Source organism: Halorussus salinus, from assembly GCF_004765815.2.
Taxonomy (GTDB): domain Archaea; phylum Halobacteriota; class Halobacteria; order Halobacteriales; family Haladaptataceae; genus Halorussus; species Halorussus salinus.
In genome coordinates this window covers 425981-443865 of sequence record NZ_ML974128.1, presented here as the reverse complement: position 1 = coordinate 443865, position 17885 = coordinate 425981, and the positions used below count along the sequence as shown (strand labels likewise).

General features: G+C 67.6%; 18 protein-coding genes. 7 read left to right on the top strand and 11 right to left on the bottom strand.

The features are described 5' to 3' along the window. Positions 1 to 60 precede the first annotated feature (60 nt). The 3 genes from EPL00_RS10315 (at position 61) to EPL00_RS10305 (ending at position 1360) form a co-directional block, all read left to right on the top strand. Complete coding sequence (locus EPL00_RS10315; RefSeq protein ID WP_135852786.1) at positions 61 to 297, top strand: DUF7511 domain-containing protein; 237 nt, start codon at positions 61 to 63, stop codon at positions 295 to 297. Positions 298 to 525: 228 nt separating this feature from the next. Continuing rightward, positions 526 to 900 (top strand): DUF7344 domain-containing protein, encoded by a 375-nt coding sequence (locus EPL00_RS10310; RefSeq protein ID WP_135852787.1) that lies wholly within the window; start codon positions 526 to 528, stop codon positions 898 to 900. 112 nt (positions 901 to 1012) lie between these two features. Next, positions 1013 to 1360, top strand: a complete 348-nt coding sequence (locus tag EPL00_RS10305) for a zinc ribbon domain-containing protein (protein WP_135852788.1) — start codon at positions 1013 to 1015, stop codon at positions 1358 to 1360. 47 nt (positions 1361 to 1407) lie between these two features. Here EPL00_RS10305 and hisH read toward each other — a convergent pair whose 3' ends face one another. From hisH to sucC, 4 genes are all read right to left on the bottom strand, one after another. Further along, on the bottom strand, positions 1408 to 2058 hold the full coding sequence (gene hisH, locus EPL00_RS10300; RefSeq protein ID WP_135852789.1) for an imidazole glycerol phosphate synthase subunit HisH: 651 nt from the start codon (positions 2056 to 2058) through the stop codon (positions 1408 to 1410). Positions 2059 to 2146: 88 nt separating this feature from the next. After that, a complete protein-coding gene (locus tag EPL00_RS10295) occupies positions 2147 to 2386 on the bottom strand; it encodes a hypothetical protein (protein WP_238398172.1) in 240 nt (79 codons plus the stop codon). Positions 2387 to 2551: 165 nt separating this feature from the next. Next, on the bottom strand, positions 2552 to 3421 hold the full coding sequence (gene sucD, locus EPL00_RS10290; protein ID WP_135852790.1) for a succinate--CoA ligase subunit alpha: 870 nt from the start codon (positions 3419 to 3421) through the stop codon (positions 2552 to 2554). Further along, on the bottom strand, positions 3418 to 4887 hold the full coding sequence (gene sucC, locus EPL00_RS10285) for an ADP-forming succinate--CoA ligase subunit beta (protein WP_274380989.1): 1470 nt from the start codon (positions 4885 to 4887) through the stop codon (positions 3418 to 3420). The genes sucD and sucC overlap by 4 nt, the downstream gene beginning before the upstream one ends. Before the next feature lie 84 nt (positions 4888 to 4971). Here sucC and EPL00_RS10280 point away from each other — a divergent pair, with 84 nt between their 5' ends. Beyond that, positions 4972 to 5385: a hypothetical protein gene (locus EPL00_RS10280; RefSeq protein ID WP_135852792.1), complete on the top strand. Its 414-nt coding sequence runs from the start codon at positions 4972 to 4974 to the stop codon at positions 5383 to 5385. Positions 5386 to 5419: 34 nt separating this feature from the next. Here the strand turns inward: EPL00_RS10280 and EPL00_RS10275 are convergent, their stop codons facing one another. From EPL00_RS10275 to EPL00_RS10255, 5 genes are all read right to left on the bottom strand, one after another. After that, positions 5420 to 5620 (bottom strand): hypothetical protein, encoded by a 201-nt coding sequence (locus tag EPL00_RS10275; protein ID WP_135852793.1) that lies wholly within the window; start codon positions 5618 to 5620, stop codon positions 5420 to 5422. 130 nt (positions 5621 to 5750) lie between these two features. Next, the gene (locus EPL00_RS10270; protein ID WP_135852794.1) at positions 5751 to 6542 is read right to left on the bottom strand and encodes a sugar phosphate isomerase/epimerase family protein; all 792 of its coding nucleotides are present in this window, start codon (positions 6540 to 6542) and stop codon (positions 5751 to 5753) included. Positions 6543 to 6618: 76 nt separating this feature from the next. Then, a complete protein-coding gene (locus EPL00_RS10265) occupies positions 6619 to 8232 on the bottom strand; it encodes an HAD-IIA family hydrolase (RefSeq protein WP_135852795.1) in 1614 nt (537 codons plus the stop codon). 141 nt (positions 8233 to 8373) lie between these two features. Continuing rightward, positions 8374 to 9258 (bottom strand): glycerophosphodiester phosphodiesterase, encoded by an 885-nt coding sequence (locus tag EPL00_RS10260; protein WP_162224195.1) that lies wholly within the window; start codon positions 9256 to 9258, stop codon positions 8374 to 8376. A 138-nt stretch (positions 9259 to 9396) separates the two neighbouring features. Beyond that, a complete protein-coding gene (locus tag EPL00_RS10255) occupies positions 9397 to 10935 on the bottom strand; it encodes a CDP-glycerol glycerophosphotransferase family protein (protein ID WP_135852797.1) in 1539 nt (512 codons plus the stop codon). A 61-nt stretch (positions 10936 to 10996) separates the two neighbouring features. Here EPL00_RS10255 and EPL00_RS10250 point away from each other — a divergent pair, with 61 nt between their 5' ends. Then, complete coding sequence (locus tag EPL00_RS10250; RefSeq protein WP_135852798.1) at positions 10997 to 12190, top strand: redox-regulated ATPase YchF; 1194 nt, start codon at positions 10997 to 10999, stop codon at positions 12188 to 12190. Positions 12191 to 12499: 309 nt separating this feature from the next. Here the strand turns inward: EPL00_RS10250 and EPL00_RS10245 are convergent, their stop codons facing one another. After that, on the bottom strand, positions 12500 to 13375 hold the full coding sequence (locus tag EPL00_RS10245; protein WP_135852799.1) for a class I SAM-dependent methyltransferase: 876 nt from the start codon (positions 13373 to 13375) through the stop codon (positions 12500 to 12502). Positions 13376 to 13669: 294 nt separating this feature from the next. Further along, positions 13670 to 15145 (bottom strand): cytochrome P450, encoded by a 1476-nt coding sequence (locus tag EPL00_RS10240; protein ID WP_135852800.1) that lies wholly within the window; start codon positions 15143 to 15145, stop codon positions 13670 to 13672. Positions 15146 to 15227: 82 nt separating this feature from the next. Between EPL00_RS10240 and EPL00_RS10235 the strand changes: the two genes are divergently transcribed. Together EPL00_RS10235 and EPL00_RS10230 are read left to right on the top strand one after the other, a co-directional pair. Continuing rightward, the gene (locus EPL00_RS10235) at positions 15228 to 15887 is read left to right on the top strand and encodes a helix-turn-helix domain-containing protein (protein WP_135852801.1); all 660 of its coding nucleotides are present in this window, start codon (positions 15228 to 15230) and stop codon (positions 15885 to 15887) included. Positions 15888 to 15997: 110 nt separating this feature from the next. Then, a complete protein-coding gene (locus EPL00_RS10230; protein WP_135852802.1) occupies positions 15998 to 17842 on the top strand; it encodes an acetyl-CoA carboxylase biotin carboxylase subunit in 1845 nt (614 codons plus the stop codon). Positions 17843 to 17885 lie beyond the last annotated feature (43 nt).

Here is a 17885-nt window from a genome sequence, read left to right as displayed (position 1 = left end):
ATGGCTCATAGAAAGTACTTAACCGAACCGCGTCGCAGTCCGAGATGCGGCCGGAGTATCATGAGTACGGACCCCGACACCCTCGACACACGGACCGACCGAGACCGCCCCGCGGATTTAGAGACCGAGGCCCGCGACGACCGGCCCGACATCGGACTGCGCTCCGTCGTCGTCGAGTACGAGGAGCGACCGGACCGACGGACGGTGTATCCCGCTGGCGTCTCCGGCATGGAGCGGATGTCCTCGTGGCTCACCGCCGACGACGACGCGTTCGTAGACCTCGACTCGACCTGCTGAGAACCGCCCGCCGACGGTTCCCCCGCGCCGACTCGGCCGACCGACGTTCGCCGTCGTTTCGATACCGCCGACTCCGCCGTTTTCTTCCGCCCTCCTCGCTTGGTTCCGGGACTCCTCGCGGTCTCCGGGACTCCTCCCGTGAGGGATATTCACACTCGAATCGGGGCGTACCGGGATATATCAATATACTGAATAGTTTGATGTAGGCGGAACCCGTGGAGTAGCGTGATGGATAGAACCCGTACCGACTCGACGGATGGGTCGAACGCGCCGACCGACGAACCGCTCCCTGACGACCTGCACTGGGTCCTGACCGACGAGAGTCGTCGCGCCGCGCTGGCGACGCTCCGCGAACGCGAGTCGGCGACGCTCGCCGAACTCGCCGAAGCGGTGGCCCGAACCGGCGACCAACCCGCCGACCGCGTACTGGTCTCGTTGGACCGACACCACCTCCCGCTGATGGTCGAGGCGGGCCTGCTCGACTACGACGAGTCGAGCGAACGCGTCGCGCTGGCGGACCTCTCGGCCGAGAGCCGCGAGCGAATCGACCGAACGGTCCCCGACGGTGACGAAGCGTCAGTCGGTGACGGCGACCGAGAGTAGGTCGCCGACGGCGACGGGAGACGGGCCATTGACCCGACCAGCGATTCGGTAGCGAGGCACAGGACTTCAAATAACCGGTACAATTAAATAGCCACGCTCACCGGAGTCGAATATGAACCTCGCCCTCCGACTACTGATGGCCTGCTTCGTGATAGCCGCGCCGACGCTCCTGTTTCTGGGCTTGATGCGCGGACTGGAGAAGATGCGCGACGACGCGCTGTTGCTGGCGCTCGCGGAGCGCGACGACGCGCCGCGGGACGTGTCGAGCGCGGCCGCCGAGGCCCTCGACAAGGGACCGATTCGGGCGGACGGCCGGGGCGAGAACCGCGGTTCGAGCGGTGGAGACGCCGCGGCCGACGCTGTGCCGACCGCCGACGAGTTCGCCTGCGGGACGTGCGGCGCGTCGAACATGGCGGGCGCGAAGTACTGTCAGGACTGCCTCGGTGAACTGAACCGGTAGCGCGCCGTCGGTCGCCTTCACGCGACTCTTTTCGCTTCAGTTCCCCGTCAGTCCGCCGCGGTCTCGGCGGTCGCGTCCCGATACTGCTCGGCGTAGTCCACGAAGTTCTGGAGGAGTCGGAGGCCGGTCTCGCCGCTCTTCTCGGGGTGGAACTGCGTGCCCATCACGTTACCCGCGTCGTTGGCCGCGACCGCGGCGAAGTCGAAGCCGTAGTCGCAGGACGCCACGGTGTGGTCGGCGGCCGCTGCGCAGTAGGAGTGGACGAAGTAGGCGTAGTCGCCGTCGGCGATGCCGTCCGCGATGGGGTGGTCGCGCTCGACCGCGACCTCGTTCCACCCCATCTGTGGGACCTTGACCTCGCCGCGGGGGAGGCGTTCGACCCGGCCGGGGATGAGGTCCAACCCCTCGACGGTTTCACCCTCGGGCGCGCCCTCCTCGCTCTCGGTGAACAGGAGTTGGAGACCGACGCAGATGCCCAGAATCGGGGTGTCCGCGGCGGCCTCGCGCAACACGTCGTGGAACGGTTCGGAGTTTCGCATGCACTCCTCGAACGCGCCCACGCCGGGCAGGACGATGGCCTCGGCGTCGGCGATCGCCTCGGGGTCGTCGGTGACTTCCACGTCGGCGTCGGCCCGCTCCAAGCCCCGTCGGAGGCTCCGGAGGTTGCCCACGCCGTAATCGACGATGGTAACGTTCACGTCTAGCGGTTAGCGCGGGAGGTATTGGGCCTTTCCCGTTGCGGTAGTTTTCTCCGAGGAGTCCCGCGACGAGCGGGGCGGCGCGTCGCTACTCGATGACGAGCATGCCGTTGTTGGTGGAGAGTTCGGTCGCCTCGTCGGGCATCTCGAACTCGAACTGGCGGTCGCCAGCCACGACGATGACCAACTCGCCGAGGAGGTCCAGCGACACCTCGACGCCGGGACCGAAATCGACGGTGACGACGTTGCCCGCCTCGGACTCGCGCCGGGCGATAGTCAGGTCCTCTTGCTCGTCGGCGGCCGACCGAAGTTGGTTGGGGGTGTTCACACGCTACGTTAGGCCGTGACACGGGTAAGTGCTGTGCCAGCGGCGGATTTCGGGCGTGGCTGTGGCGAAAAGAGAAGACGGGAGGAGACGAGGACGAGGCGGGAGAAGCCGAAAAGAATCGGAAAACGCAGAGGAGAGAGGCCGAAAGAGCGGAGGGGAACCGCGCTACAGGAAGTCTTCGATGTGGTCGGCGACTTCGTTGGGCGTGTCGCCGACCGGGACGCCAGCGTCGTTCAGCGCCTCGATTTTGCTCTCGGCGGTGCCGGTGCCGCTACCGGAGACGATTGCGCCCGCGTGGCCCATGCGCTTGCCCGGCGGGGCGGTCCGGCCCGCGATGAAGCCAGCGACCGGCGTGTCCATGTTCTCGGCGATGAACCGAGCGGCTTCCTCCTCGTCCTCGCCGCCGATTTCGCCGCACATGACGACCGCCTTCGTGTCGGGGTCGTTCTCGAACAGTTCCAGCGCGTCGGTGAAGTCCGTGCCGATGATGGGGTCGCCGCCGATGCCGATGGCGGTGGTCTGGCCGATGCCCCGCGAGGTCAGGTTGTCCACGACCTGATAGGTGAGGGTGCCAGACCGGGAGACCAGACCCACGTCGCCCGACTCGAAGATGTTGCCCGGCAGGATGCCGAGTTTCGACTCGCCGGGGGTGATGATGCCCGGACAGTTCGGGCCGATGAGTCGCGTATCGACCTCGGAGAGGCGCTTGTTGACCTTCGCCATGTCCTGCGTGGGGATGCCTTCCGTGATGGCGACCACGAGGTCGAGGGGCGCGTCGAGTGCCTCGAAAACGGCGTCGCCAGCGAACGCGGGCGGGACGAAGACGACCGACGCGTCGGCGTCCTCCTCGCGGGCCGCTTCGTGGACCGTGTCGTAGACCGGGACGCCAGCGACCTCTTGGCCGCCCTTGCCCGGCACCGCACCGGCGACGATGTTGGTCCCGTACTCCATCATCTGTTCGGCGTGGAACTTGCCTTCCCCGCCGGTGATGCCCTGTACGACGACTCTGGTGTCGGAATCGACTAGAACGCTCATTGTGCTTCCTCCTCGGAGTATTCGACCGTGCGTTGAACCGCGTCTTCGAGGGTCTCCTCGACCGTGACGAGTTCGTCGTTCAGAATCTCGCGGCCCTCCGCCGCGTTGGTCCCGGCGAGGCGGACGACCACGGGCTTGGGAATCTCGTCGAACTGTTCGAGCGCGGAGTTGATGCCTTTGGCCACCTCGTCACCGCGGGTGATGCCGCCGAAGATGTTGAAGACCACGGCATCGACGTTCTCGTCGGAGAACACCATGTCCAGCGCGTTAGCGACTCGCTCGGCCTTCGCGCCGCCGCCGATGTCGAGGAAGTTGGCGGGTTCGCCGCCGTAGTAGTCCACGAGGTCGAGCGTCGTCATCACGAGTCCGGCACCGTTGCCGATGATGCCGACGTTCCCCGAGAGGCGAACGTAGTCGAAGCCGTACTCGCCAGCCTTGCGTTCGAGGTCGTCCTCGAAGGCCTCCTCTTCCATCTCGGCGAGTTCCTGCTGGCGGAACAGCGCGTCGTCGTCGATGTTCATCACGGCGTCGGCCGCGATGATTTCGTCGTCTTCCGTGACCATCAGCGGGTTGATTTCGACCTCGCTGGCGTCCCGGTCGTCCCAGAGCTGGTACATCGTCTGGAGGACGCTCGCCACGTCGGAGGCGAGTTCGCGGGGGACGCCCGCGTCGTAGACGGCCTTCCGGGCCTGATAGGGGTGCATCCCGAAGGCGGGGTCGATGTGTTCACGAGCGATGGCGTCGGGAGTCTCCTCGGCAACGGACTCGATGTCCACGCCGCCCTTGGTCGAGACCATCGCCACGGGCTTGCCCTCGCCGCGGTCCATCGTCACGCCGACGTAGAGTTCGTTCTTGAAGTTCACGGCCTCCTCGACCAGCACGCGCTCGACGTGATAGCCCTTGAGGTCCATGCCGATGATGTCCTCGGCGGCCTCCTCGGCCTCGTCGGCGCTCTCGGCGAGTTTGATGCCACCGGCCTTGCCGCGGCCCCCGACGTGTACCTGTGCCTTGACGGCGACGGGGTAGCCGATCTCCTCGGCGGCCTCGACTACCTCGTCTACGGACGACGCCAGCGTCGCGTCCGGCGTCGGAATCCCTGCGTCGGCGAAGACCCGCTTCGCCTGATACTCGTGTAATCTCATTCTAGACTCGCTCGATACTTCCCGCGTGCGAGAGTTAGTAGTATCGGAATCGGTGAACGCGCTCCCCGGAACTCGCGGCGGGAACTGCCTCCAAACGCGGCGCGGACGACGGCGGGGCGGTCGGGAGCGACGACCGGACGAGGAGTCGTCTTGAACCTTGTCGTCGTTCGGCGCGTACAACCTGTCAGTAGTCGCGGAGCAACGAGCGTTACTACCCGACGGGCCGACGCGGAGAAAGAGGCGGTCCGCTAACTCGAATCGGAGTCCTGCGCTCGGACCGAGAGTAACGAGGAGTTCGCCGGATTTCAGTCGGTCGTTGTCCACCGATATAAGTAGCCCACGACGCCGAGGAGGATGGCGGGCATTGATACTTTCGGCCGTCCGCCATTACGTGTGGTGTGATAACATATGTCTAAAGAGACCGAGAAGGCCACCGAACGACGAACGGTCCTCAAACGATTCGGACAGGGAGCGTTGGCGATTCCCTTCGTCACGGGGGCGACGCGGGCCGCGGCCGACGAGACCAGCGGCGCGACGACCGACGCGACCCGAGAAGCGGCGATAGACACGGCGTACGGTCACCAGTTCGAGATTTGGGCGGCCAACCACATCGGGTTCGACTACCACTTCATCGCCGACGGACCGGTCCGGGGCGTCGGCCATCCCGAGCAGTGGCGCGGCGCGGAGTCGAACAACGACACCATCCAGTCGATCGGCGGCGGGCGCTACCGCGTGGACGGCCACACCGGCAACGGGTACGACGACACTTTCGAGGTCGGGCGGGTCTACAGGCTCTACGTCGACGACGCCGAGCGCCTCTGAGAAGGGTCGGGCGCGACTGTTCTTTCTCGGGAGGTCACTCCTCGGCGTACAGGCGCACCAGTCCGCAGTCGGGACAGCGCCGAGGAGTCACGTCCAGCGCCTTCGTCACGCCGACGGCGGCCAGCACGTCGTCGCTCTCGGCCTCGGTCCGGACCCGGAACTCGCCCTGTCCGGTGAAGAGGTCGGCCTCCTCCAGTGCGACTTCGCAGTCCGGACAGTGGGCGTCTCCACTCATACCCGCCCGTTCTCGGGGTCGCACGAAAAACATGTCGGACGGCGTTCAAGCGAGCGACGGGCCGGGAAGAGTCACGTCGAGTCGGGTCCGGGGAGGTCGGATCGCTCCTCGTCCGCGGGAGCGCCGACGGTCAGACTCGGAGAACGTCGTCCAGTTTCTCGGCGCTGAGTTCCAGATAGTCGAAGTCGAAGGTGTAGACCTCGATGGAGACCGTCCCCTGCCAGTCGTCGCGCAAGGGGGCCAGCGCGGTCTCGAAGTCGGTGGTCCCCGAGCCGGTGGGGACGTGTTCGTCGGCCTCCTCGCGGGCGTCGTTGACGTGGACGTGCGAGATGCGGTCGTCGTGGGCGTCCAGAAAATCGGCCATCTCGTCGGCGTCAAGTCCGTCCACGCGGGCGTGGCCCGTGTCGAAGGTCACGCTGGCCTCGGTCTCGGCGAACACGCGGTCGAGGTGGTGGACCGTGAAGGGGACGCCGGGCAGGTTCTCGACGCAGATTTCCACGTCGCGGTCGGCCGCGAAGCGGTCCAAGACGCGAATCGAGTCCAGCAGGTAGGGCGCGATTTCGTCCAGTTCCCACTCGGGCGGCCGGGCGCTGGTCCCGGCGTGGAGGACCGCCTTCTCCGCGCCCATCTCGGCGGCGGCCTCGATGCAGGCGCGCTGTTCGGAGAGCGCGCCTTCCCGGACGGGGTTACGGGGCGACCCGATTTCCACGTCCACGAACGGGAGGTGGACCAGCAGGTCCAGTCCCTCGTCGGCCGCCAGTTCCCCGACCGCGCTCGGGTCGATTCGGGTGCGCTCGGTCGCGCCGTCCATGTAGAGTTCCGCGTAGTCGAGTCCGATTCGGGACGCCGCGGTGAGCGCGTCGTCCCACGGCACCGCGCCGGTGTGCGTTTGGGTGACGTAGCCGCGGCGAATCTCGCTCACCGGTCGGTCCCTCCGCCCGCGGGTCGGTCGCGCTCCTCGCCCTCGCTCGCTAATCGGCCGTTCCGCTCGTCCTCGCTCACTGGTCGGTCCCTCCGTCGGGCGACGCGACCGGTTCGTCGCGCGAGGAGGGCCGGTCGTCGGTCCCCGTCTCCGAGGCCGGGCCGACGAACGCCGCGAGCGCGGCGACCGTCGGCGCGACCATCGTCGGCGACCGGTCGCTGGCCTCGACCTCCTCGCGGGTGGCGTCGCCCGACAGCACGCAGACCGACTCGCAACCGACGTTCTCGGCGAGGAGAACGTCGGTCTCCAGTCGGTCGCCGACCACGGCCACCTCGTCGGGCGCGTACTCCTCGGCGTCGAGGACCGGCGCGACCATCTCGGCGTTGGGCTTGCCGAACACGCGGGCCGGAGACTGGTCGGTCGCAGTCCCTATCATCGCACCGATGGCTCCGCAGTCGGGCACGAACCCCTCCGCCGTCGGGCAGACCGTATCGGGGTGGGCCAGCAGGAACGTCGCGCCGTCTCGAATCGCGAGGGTCGCCCGCCGGGCCTTCTCGTAGGTGAGTTCCGTGTCGAAGCCGACGACGACCGCCTCCGGGGTCTCGTCGCCCGGTTCGAGGTCGGTCACGACATCGACGCCGTGGTCGGCCAGCGCGTCGGCCATCGTCTCGGTGCCGAGGACGTAGGTCCCGTCCGGGTCGGTGCGCCGGAGATACTGGAGAACGCCGTCCGTCGAGAGGAGAACGTCCTCGGGGTCGGCCGGAATCCCGAGGTTCGTGAGGCGGTCGGCGTAGTCGTCCTTCCACTTCGAGGAGTTGTTCGTCAGGAAGTACACGTCCACGCCCGCCTCGCGGAGCGACGCGACGAGTTCGTCCGCGCCGGTCACGAGGTCGTCGTCCAAATATATCGTCCCGTCCAAGTCGAAGAAGACGGCCTCCTTCTCGCCGAGGGGAGAGAGCGAGGCGAACCGGCGGTCCGCGGCCCGGAGGTCCTCGAAGTCGTCTATCTCGACCCACTTGCGCCCCGACACGTCCGCGATACCCACGTCGTGGTCGCGGTCCCCGACGATGCGGTCGATTGCGGCCTCGGTCCAGTCGCCGTAGTCGCCCTCCCGGTCGATGGTCCGAGTTAGCTCCTCGAACAGCATCTCGGAGAAGTCCGCCGAGAACCGGTAGGCGTCGGTCGAGACGCCGTGCGCGACCTCCTCGGGCACGCTCTTGGCGATGTGGGTCACGCGGTCGTCGTCGCCGACCGTCACTTTCATCGCCTCGTCTGAGTGGGTCGCGGTGTCGGTGGCGATGGCGCTCCCGACCGGCGCGTCCAGCAGGTCGGCGAGGAGGTCCGGGTCGAACACCACGTCGCCGTTGGTCAGGACGAAGGGTTCGCCAGCGACCTCCTCGCGGGCCAGATACAGCGAGTACATGTTGTCGGTGTTGGCGAACACCTCGCTCTCGCGGACGGTCACGTCGAGTTCGGGACGCTCGGCTTCGAGCGTCGCACAGAGTCCCCGCACGTCGTCGGCCAGATACCCCGCCACGACGGTCACGTCGGTCACGCCCGCGTCGGCGTAGGCCCGGAGTTGGTGCGCGAGTACCGGCGTGCCGTCCACTTCGATGCAAGATTTAGGCTTCTGAAGCGTGAGCGGGCGGAGTCGAGACCCGATACCCGCCGCTAAGATTACCCCATTCACGAATAAGTCACCGCACCAGTAGGCAACGTAGTCGTGCTTAGTCCTACTGGCCTCGTCTCAATGGAGCGTCAGTGTCAGTCCGAGAGGATACTCGGTCCGCCGCGTGAGTCGGTCTGTCAGTCCATCGCGTCGGTCGGTCCGTCAGTCCGCCGCGCCGCCGAACTGGAGGACGCCGGGGTAGTCGGCGATGACGCCGTCCACGCCCGCCTGCCGGAGTTGGTCGGCCTCGTACCAGCGTTCGACGGTCCACGCGTTGACCGCCCGGCCCTCGTCGTGGGCGAGTTCCACGAGGTCTATCTCCTCGTAGGGGCCGAGCGACCCGTACTCGGCGTTGAACAGCGCGGTGTCGGCGATGGCGTTCCACGGGGGATGGACCGCCTCGCAGTCGTACCGGCGGGCGATTTCCATCCCGTCGGCGATGGAGTCGGCGAACACCGCCGCGACGGGGACCGACGGGTCGGCCTCGCGGACCGCCGCGAGCGCGCCCTCCGCGAACGACGAGACCAGCACCTCGTGGTCCGAGGTAGCGAGGAGGTCCAAGACCTCCTCGGCGAAGCCCTGCCAGAGTTCGCGCTGTTCGTCGCGGGCCTCCGGCGGGAGGTTCTCGCGGGGGCGCACGTCGGCCGACCCCGGATTCTTGAACTCGACGTTGACGCCCACGTCCGTCGGGAGCGCGTCCAGAATCTCCCCGAGCGTGGGGACTCGCTCGCCGGTCCCGAGAACGTCGAGGTCCGCCAGCGTCTCGTAGGGGACCTCCCAGACGTTCCGGTCGGTGAGGTCGGCGGGCGCGTCGGTCAGTCGCCCGAGGTCGTAGTCGTGGAACGTGACTATCTCGCCGTCCGCGGTGGGCATCACGTCGATTTCGACCATCTCCGGACTCGCGCCCACGGCGACGCCAGTCGCCGCTTGCTCGACTGCCGCGACCGTGTTCTCGGGGTAGACCCCCGCGAACCCGCGGTGAGCGATGAGCGATACGTCGGCCCGATTCGGCGCGTCCTGCCCTGTCGTTCCGCTCGTGTGTACCATGTTGTGAGTTCGAACGGCCGCGCTCGTCCGCGAGGCCGTCACTGCCACCCTTAGCCGGGGGTTTCGGCGAAGTTGACTTGAAGCTTTCTTATCGAACATACATACTGATGGCGAACGGAACCGAGTCGATAGAGGTCGCTATAGAGTACGTAGTCGGACGCCCTCGCGCGGTTTCTCTCGTCGCGGCTCGGACTCGGCGAGTCGCCGACGGACGAGCGAGACGACCGCGGCCGACCGCGGCGCGGCGAGCGCGCAGTCGGCGACGACCGCCGAATCGCCGACCTCGCTTTCGTCGGGCGATTCCGTCGCGGCCGGGTCGGCCCCGAGGAGTCGCGCGCGGACCGCTCGGCGGGCGTCGGCGTGGGCGTCGGCGGTCGGGTCGAGCGCGGCGTCGAGACCGGCGAGCAACTCCTCGAAGGAGTCGGCGACCGGGCCGGGCGTGACCGACTCGTAGTCGAAGTAGAACCCGCGATGGGTGCGGTATTCGGCGAGGTCGTCGGCGTAGAAGACGATTGGCCGGTCCAAAAGCAGGTAGTCGAAGTACACCGACGAGTAGTCGGTGACGAGCGCGTCGGCGTGCCGGAGGAAGGGGTAGATATCGGTCTTCTCCGGGAGGGCGACGACGTGCGAGAGGCCGTCGGGAAGGTCGAGGCGGTCCCGCGGGTGGGTCTTCACGACGAGCGTCGCGTCGCGTTCCGCGAGGAACGAGTCGAGCGCCGGGAGGTCGAGGCGGTCGGCGGCCGACTCGTCGGTCCACTCGCGGAACGTCGGCAGGTAGAAGACCAGTCGCCGTCGCTCGGCGAGCGACCGGATTCGGGCGAGCGCCGCGGCCGAGGTGCCGACCTCCTCGCCGGGAACCGTGCCGAACAGCGCGTCGTTTCGGGGGTAGCCCGTCAGCGCCATGCGCTCGCGGTCGATTCGGAGGCCCGACGCGAACCGGTCGGCGACACCCTCGCCGGGGACGGTGAGGAGGTCGAACTCCTCGGCCATGTCGGCGTGAGCGCGCTGGACGAGGCGGGGCAGGTCGCGGAATCCGGCGTCCCACGAGATGCGCTTGAGGGGGACGCCGTGCCACAGCAGGACCGCGAACGCGCCCGCCGCGGCGGGCATCGCGAGGTCGCGGTGGCCTTGGGTCAGGAAGACGACGCCCGCCCGGAGCGTCAGCAGGAGACCGCGGGGCGAGTAGCAGTGGTACGCCTCGAAGCCCGCCCGCTGGAGTTCCGCGACGACCGCGGGGTCCTTCGAGAGCCAGACCGGCCGAATGTCGGGACACTCGGCCGCGACGTAGAGGTAGAGGTACTTGGCGTTGTCCGCGAACGCCGCGCCGCCCTGCGCGCCGAAAACCCACAGCGACTCGTCGCGTGGCGGATTCAGCTTCCGAGTTGCTCGATAGAGCGCCCACTGGCCGAGAAACGAAGCGCGGTCCGCGAACGACTCGACGACTCCGGCGACGCGACCGCTCAGGTCCATCCACTCGACTCCGGCGTCGGCGACGGTTGCAGAATCATCGAACCGACCCACGACGCCGGGGGCCAAAAGCGCGGTGGGGTCGCGGGTCGCGCTCGCCGGACCTCGTCGTGGCGCTCGCCGGACCGGACGCCGCGGCGCTCGCGGGAGTGGCCGGAGCGGACCCCGAGGAGGCGACGCCGCCAGCGGACGGTAGCCGTCCTGTGACAACAATTTGCAGACTGAATCGAGGTAGAAAGCCGTTTAGGGAACCGAACGCTGTGTTCGTGCAATGAGTTACAAAATCGGTCTCGTGGGCAAGCCCTCGGTTGGCAAGTCCACCTTCTTCAACGCCGCGACGATGAACGACGTGCCGGAAGGAGCCTACCCCTTCACGACCATCGACCCCGCCGTGGGCGAGGCCTACGTCCGGGTCGAGTGCGCCGCGCCGGAGTTCGACGAGGAGTGTACGCCGTCGGTCGGCTACTGCGACGACGGGACTCGGTTCGTCCCGACGAAACTCGTGGACGTGGCGGGCCTGATTCCCGGTGCCCACGAGGGCGCGGGACTGGGCAACCAGTTTCTGACCGACCTGAACGAGGCCGACGTGCTGGTCCACGTCGTGGACTTCTCGGGGACGACCGACATCGAGGGCGAACCCACCGAGGGCCACGACCCCCGCGAGGACATCGACTTCTTGGAGAACGAACTCGACATGTGGTACCTCGAAGTGCTGGAGAAGGGCATCGACCGCTACGAGAGCGGGTACGACGGCAACGACGACGACATCGAAGTCGAGTTGGCCGAGCAGATGAGCGCGTTCCGGACGAACAAAGACGAGATAAAGCGCGAAATCCTCTCGCTCGGCCTGCCGCTCGACCCCGCGGAGTGGGACGACGAGGACCGCGAGGAGTTGGCCCGCGAGATTCGCAAGACGACCAAGCCGATGGTCGTCGCCGCGAACAAGATGGACACGCCCGAGGCGCAGGCCAACTACGACGAAATCACCAGCGACCCCGAGTACGAACACCTGACGGTCGTGCCCGCCAGCGCCCACGCCGAGAAGGCCCTGAAGCAGGCCGACGAGCAGGGCGCGGTCGAGTACCGCCCCGGCGACGGCGACTTCGAAATCGTGGGCGACGTGTCGGGCGACCAGCGCGAGGGACTGGAGGCCATCGAGGAGTTCGTCGCCGAGTTCGACGGCACGGGCGTCCAGCAAGCCCTCGAAGCGGCGCTGTTCGATGAGTTGGGCCTCGTGCCGGTCTTCCCCGGCGGCGCGAACGGTCTCGGCAACGAGAACGGCGAGGTCCTGCCCGACTGCTTCCTCCTGCCGGAGGGCGCGACCGCCGAGGACTTCGCCCACCACATCCACTCGGACCTCGGCGAGGGCTTCCTCCACGGCATCGACTGCCGGAGCAACCGGCAGGTCGGCGCGGACGCCCGACTCGACAGTCGGGACGTTATCGACATCGTGTCCACGAACTGAGCGCGCTCGACCGAGACACCCATATCTGTTTCTAAGCCATATTTTAATCTTCTTGAGAAATATTTAGGTTTCTTTCGCCGACGCGCACACGAGTCCGGCCGCGGGCGCTCGGTCCGACAGCCGACACCGGCGAACGCCCGACAACATCGACCACCGGCGGGTGGGGTAGAGGGGCCGCGCGCTCGCGGGCGGGGCTTTCTACGTTCTTTCCAACTTCCCGTATCACTGTTCTCGTCGCGTTTCGACCGTCCCTCACCGAGGAGACGAAAGCTCTCGAAGCGAAAGCCACCGACGAGGGAAAAACGGGGGTTATTCGACTCGACAGACCGCGAGCATGTGTTCCGAGCAGTCCACCGCGGTCCGGTCCTCGCGGAGCGTCCGGACGACCTCCCGCACCGACTCGACGGCCTCGTCGTCGGCCTCGGCCAACTCGCATTTCGTCCGGGAGGCGACGTTCTCCAAGCCGACCAGCTTCTCGACCGCGAATCCGGCCGCTTCCAGTTCGCGCTCGAACTCGTCTACCCGGAAGCCGTGGCACTCCGCCCAGCCCTCGCCGTCTGCGTGTTCTGCGACTCGCTCGGCGGTGTAGTCGCCGTCTCGGGCGATGGGCGCGAGGAGACCGTGAGAGTCGTCCAGCCCGAACGTCACGATGTCCCGGAGCATGGCCAACCGGCCGATGACCGAGACGAAGACGGGGGCTTCGGGGACGGCGACGCGCCGAAGTTCCGCCATCGCGGTCGCGCGCTCGTCGTCGTCCACGACGTGGCTCAGGGGACCGCCGAGACAGCACACCGCGTCGAAGGTATCGTCCGCGAATCGCAGGTCGCGCACGTCGCCTCGTTCGGCGGTGACGCGCTCGGCGACGCCGCGTTCCGCGGCCTTCTCGCGGGCGATGGCGACCTGCGCGGCCGAGAGGTCCACGAGCGTCACGTCGTAACCTCCCTCGGCCAGCCAGCAAGCGTACCGGCCCGCCGCGCCGCCCGCGTCGAGGATGCGGACGGAACGCTCCTCGGCGTCCGGCGCGTCGGGCAGGTACTCGGCCAGATAGTCGGTCGTGTTCTCGAACTCCATGCGGGTCACGGGGTCGCGGTCGAGGCGCTCCCACTCGGCCGCGCCGAACTCGTCGTAGTAGCCTTCGGGGTCCAAGTCGGTGCCCGAGTCGCGTTCGCCCTCCTTGTCGCTCATCGCTCGACCCTCGCGTCGGCGGTCGATTCGGTAGCGGTTCGTCTGCTTCGTGTCGCGTGGTCGTGCTTCGTTCTCATCCTGTGGGTTGCTGTCGTTGGCGGTCGAAAATCGAGACGAAAAGAGTCGAAACCGTCGGGGTTCACCCCGACGCCGCGTCAGCGGCGGTCGGGACTCCACCCGGCGAAAGCGGTCGCTGGTCCGCGATGCGGGCCAGTTCGGGGTGGAGTCGGTCGCGTCACGGTCGAAGCGTCAGCGGGGCGGAATATAAATTTTGCCGGGGCGTGCTACCGCGGGTCACTCCCGTCGCCGGACGCGCATTGTCATCGGCTGGTCGGGTCGCATCGTCGCCGCCATCGAGAGGTCCGGGTCGCCGTCGTAGGTGGGGTCGAACGCGACCTCGCGGGCCAGCGTCGCCAGCACGAGTTTCAGTTCGGCGAGGGCGAAACGCATCCCGATGCAGTGGCGCGGACCGCCGCCGAACGGGAGGTAGGCGTACTCGGGCAGTTCCTCCTCGAACTCGTCGGTCCAGCGTTCCGGCCGGAACTCGTCCGGCGCGTCGTAGAACCGCCCGTCGCGGTGGAGTTTGAAGATGGGAATCGTCATCGCGGTGCCTTCCCGGACGCGATGGGGACCGACCCGGACCTCCTCGGTCGGTTCCCGAAAGAGGACGTACGCGGGCGGGAAGAGGCGCAGGGCCTCGTTCACCACCCGCTCGGTGTAGTCGAGCGCGGGCAGGTCGGCCATCGTCGCGCGCCGGTCGCCCAACTCGGCGTCGAGTTCCGCGCGCAGGCGGTCGAGTGTCTCGGGGTTGCGCCCGAGGAGGTGCCACGCGTAGGTCAGCGCGAGCGCGGTCGTCTCGTGACCGGCGAACAGGAACGTCACCATCTGGTCGCGCACCACGTCGTCGTCCATCGTGGTCCCGTCCGGTCCCTCCGCATCCAGCAGGATGGACAGCAGGTCGTCTGGCGACTCGGCGTCGTCGGTCTCGCGTCGCTCCGCGATGAGGTCGTCCACCATCTCCTCGAAGTCGGCCATCGCGCGCCGGAACCGGCGGTTCTTCGGCGTGGGCACCCAGTCGGGGAGGAACGCCGACGCGCCGCTGGCGTCGCCCCGAGCGTTGAGCGCGGCCGCGGCCTCCCGGACCACCTCGCGGCGGCCCGCCACGTCCACGTCGAACAGCGACTTGGCCAGAATCTTGAGCGTCACCTCCGACATCGCGTCCTCGACGTTCACCACGTCGCCGTCCGAGAACCGGTCGCCGGACTCCTCGGCGTACCGGACCATCGCGTCGGTGTAGCTCCGAATCTTCTCGGGCGTGAACGCCGGTTGGACGCGGACGCGCTGGTCGCGCCAGACCTCGCCCTCGGTCAACAGCAGACCCTGCTCGGCGAACCCCGCCGCGGCCTCCTGAAGCATCTCGGCTTTGACGTACTTCTCGTTCTCCTCGACCAAAATCCGCTGGACGTACGCCGGTTCGAAGACCGTGCAGAACTCCTGCCGGGCGACCTCGTAGCGGACCGCCTCGCCACGCGAATCGAGGAGGTCGTAGAACCCGAACGGGTCGCGGACGAACTGGAGCGTGTTGCCGACCAGCGGCGGCGAATCCAACTTCGGCGGGAGTCGGGCGTCCGCGCCCGAGCGGTCGCCGTCCGTGCCGGAACGGCCGCCGTCGCTACTGGGGCGGTCGCCGTCGGTTCCGGAGCGGTCGCCGTCGGTGCCAGCGCGCTCCCGGTCCGGCGACGAATCGGCGGCGGAATCCGAGTGGCTCATAGCCGATTGTTGGGTCGGGCCGTCGATAGGAATTCCGTCGAAGTGGCTAGCTCTTTTTTACGTGGCGTCGAGAACGTCGCCCGTGAAGTACCTCACGCTCACCATCCGGCAACCGCGGGAGACGCGCCACCCGATGCAGAATTTCATCGCGGACTCGTCGGCGGTTGCCCGCGAGGAGTTACTGGCGTGGAATATCCTCCACGACGAGGGCGTCGAGTACCTGTTGTTCTACGTCGAGGGCGACCGCGACCCCTACCGCGCGGCGATGGACGACGTGGCGACGATTCCGGAGTACAGGCTGGTCCCCATCGACGAGCGGTCGTTCTACGCCTACGTCCACCAAGAGACCCGCGAGACCGACACCGACTTCCGGTCGGTGTTCGCCCGGCGGGAGTTGCTCGTGGTGCCGCCCATCGAGTACACCGGCGAGGGACACATGCGGTTCACGCTCGTCGGCGCGCCGGAAGACCTGCAGAGCTTGCTGGACGACCTGCCCGACCGCATCACCGCCGACGTGGAGGAGGTCGGCGACTACGACCGCAGGCACGGCACCGTCGCTGGCGGCCTGACCGACCGGCAGTTCGAGGCGGCGTCGGTCGCCGCACGAATGGGCTACTACGAGGTGCCCCGCGAGGGGTCGCTCGCCGACGTAGCCGCCGAACTCGACTGCGCGGAGAGTACGGCCTCGAACCTCCTCCGGAAGGCCGAGACGAGCGTAATGAGCCGAGTCGTCGGCGAGTAGGGACCGGAGACTCGTCAACCGATTCGCTCGTCAGCGTAGACGAGCGTCCCGCTACTCGCCGGGAGGAACCGACAGAATGAGGTATCCCACCCGAATATTTGCCGCCAAGAATGTTCGACAAGGTACTCGTCGCGAACCGCGGCGAAATCGCGGTCCGAGTGATGCGGGCCTGCGAGGAGTTGGGTATCGACACCGTCGCCGTCTACAGCGAGGCGGACAGCGACTCCGGCCACGTCCGGTACGCCGACGAAGCGTACAACGTCGGCCCGGCGCGGGCGGCCGACTCCTATCTCGACCACGAGGCGGTCATCGACGCCGCGAAGAAGGCCGACGCCGACGCCATCCACCCCGGCTATGGCTTCCTCGCGGAGAACGCCGAGTTCGCCGGGAAGGTCGAAGACACCGAGGACGTGAAGTGGATCGGTCCGAACAGCGACTCGATGGAGCAGTTGGGCGAGAAGACCCACGCCCGCAAGACGATGCGCGAGGCCGACGTGCCCATCGTCCCCGGCACGACCGACCCCGTGGAGGACCCCGCAGAAGTCGAGGAGTTCGGCGACGAACACGGCTACCCGGTCGCCATCAAGGCCGAGGGCGGCGGCGGCGGCCGCGGGATGAAGGTCGTCCGGAGCGCCGACGAGGCCGCGGACCAACTCGAATCCGCCAAGCGCGAGGGCGAGGCGTACTTCGACAACGACAACGTCTACCTCGAACGCTACCTCGAAAACCCGCGCCACATCGAGGTCCAGATCATCGCCGACCATCACGGTAACGTCCGGCACCTCGGCGAGCGCGACTGCTCGCTCCAGCGCCGCCACCAGAAGGTCATCGAAGAAGGCCCCTCGCCCGCGCTGACCGACGAACTGCGCGAGGAGATAGCCGAGGCCGCCCGCCGGGGCGCGGACGCCGCGGGCTACTACAACGCGGGGACCTTCGAGTTCCTCGTGGAGGAAGACGAGAGTCGGGGCGACGGCGAACTCCTCGGCCCGGAGGCGAACTTCTACTTCCTCGAAGTCAACACCCGGATTCAGGTCGAACACACCGTCACCGAGGAGCTAACCGACATCGACATCGTGAAGTGGCAGATTCGGGTCGCCCAAGACGAGAAACTGGGCTTCGACCAGAGCGACGTGGACCTCGAAGGCCACGCGATGGAGTTCCGCATCAACGCCGAGAACGCCGCGAACGACTTCGCGCCCGCGACCGGCGGCAACCTCGAAACGTACGACCCGCCGGGCGGCATCGGCGTCCGACTGGACGACGCCTTGCGACAGGGCGACGAATTGGTCACCGACTACGACTCGATGGTCGCCAAACTCATCGTTCACGGGAGCGACCGCGAGGAGTGTATCGTCCGGTCCCAGCGCGCCCTCGCGGAGTACGACATCGAGGGCATCCCGACCATCATCCCGTTCCACCGCCTGATGCTCGAAGACGACGAGTTCGTCGCGGGCACTCACACCACGAAGTACCTCGACCACACGCTCGACCCCGAGCGCATCGAGGAGGCCCAAGAGAAGTGGGGCAGTTCGACCGAATCGACCGCGGGCGACGACGAGGAGGTCGTCGAGCGCCAGTTCACCGTCGAGGTCAACGGCAAGCGATTCGAGGTGGACTTGGAGGAGCGCGGCGCGGCCGCGATTCCGACCGCTGGCGGCGGGAGCGAGGGCGGCCAGAAGCCCCAACCCGCGGGCGGTAGCGACGACGGCGGGAGCGGCGGGAGCGCCGCGGCGGACGCCGAGGGCGAGAGCGTCACCGCCGAGATGCAGGGCACCATCCTCGACGTGAACGTCGCCGAGGGCGACGAGGTGGCCTCCGGCGACGTGGTCTGCGTACTGGAAGCGATGAAGATGGAGAACGACGTGGTCGCCGACCGCGGCGGCACCGTCACGCAGGTCGCCGTCGGCGAGGGCGACAGCGTGGACATGGGCGACGTGCTGGTCGTCATCGAGTAATCCTTCCTCCTTCTCTCGGTACCGTCCTGCCACAACCCACTTG

Excerpts from the sequence above, each read along its gene's own strand:
- EPL00_RS10315 (WP_135852786.1), top strand. The coding sequence starts at position 61 with ATGAGTACGGACCCCGACACCCTCGACACACGGACCGACCGAGACCGC.
- EPL00_RS10310 (WP_135852787.1), top strand. The coding sequence starts at position 526 with ATGGATAGAACCCGTACCGACTCGACGGATGGGTCGAACGCGCCGACC.
- EPL00_RS10305 (WP_135852788.1), top strand. The coding sequence starts at position 1,013 with ATGAACCTCGCCCTCCGACTACTGATGGCCTGCTTCGTGATAGCCGCG.
- sucD (WP_135852790.1), bottom strand. The coding sequence starts at position 3,421 with ATGAGCGTTCTAGTCGATTCCGACACCAGAGTCGTCGTACAGGGCATC.
- EPL00_RS10280 (WP_135852792.1), top strand. The coding sequence starts at position 4,972 with ATGTCTAAAGAGACCGAGAAGGCCACCGAACGACGAACGGTCCTCAAA.
- EPL00_RS10275 (WP_135852793.1), bottom strand. The coding sequence starts at position 5,620 with ATGAGTGGAGACGCCCACTGTCCGGACTGCGAAGTCGCACTGGAGGAG.
- EPL00_RS10260 (WP_162224195.1), bottom strand. The coding sequence starts at position 9,258 with ATGGTACACACGAGCGGAACGACAGGGCAGGACGCGCCGAATCGGGCC.
- EPL00_RS10250 (WP_135852798.1), top strand. The coding sequence starts at position 10,997 with ATGAGTTACAAAATCGGTCTCGTGGGCAAGCCCTCGGTTGGCAAGTCC.
- EPL00_RS10245 (WP_135852799.1), bottom strand. The coding sequence starts at position 13,375 with ATGAGCGACAAGGAGGGCGAACGCGACTCGGGCACCGACTTGGACCCC.
- EPL00_RS10240 (WP_135852800.1), bottom strand. The coding sequence starts at position 15,145 with ATGAGCCACTCGGATTCCGCCGCCGATTCGTCGCCGGACCGGGAGCGC.
- EPL00_RS10230 (WP_135852802.1), top strand. The coding sequence starts at position 15,998 with ATGTTCGACAAGGTACTCGTCGCGAACCGCGGCGAAATCGCGGTCCGA.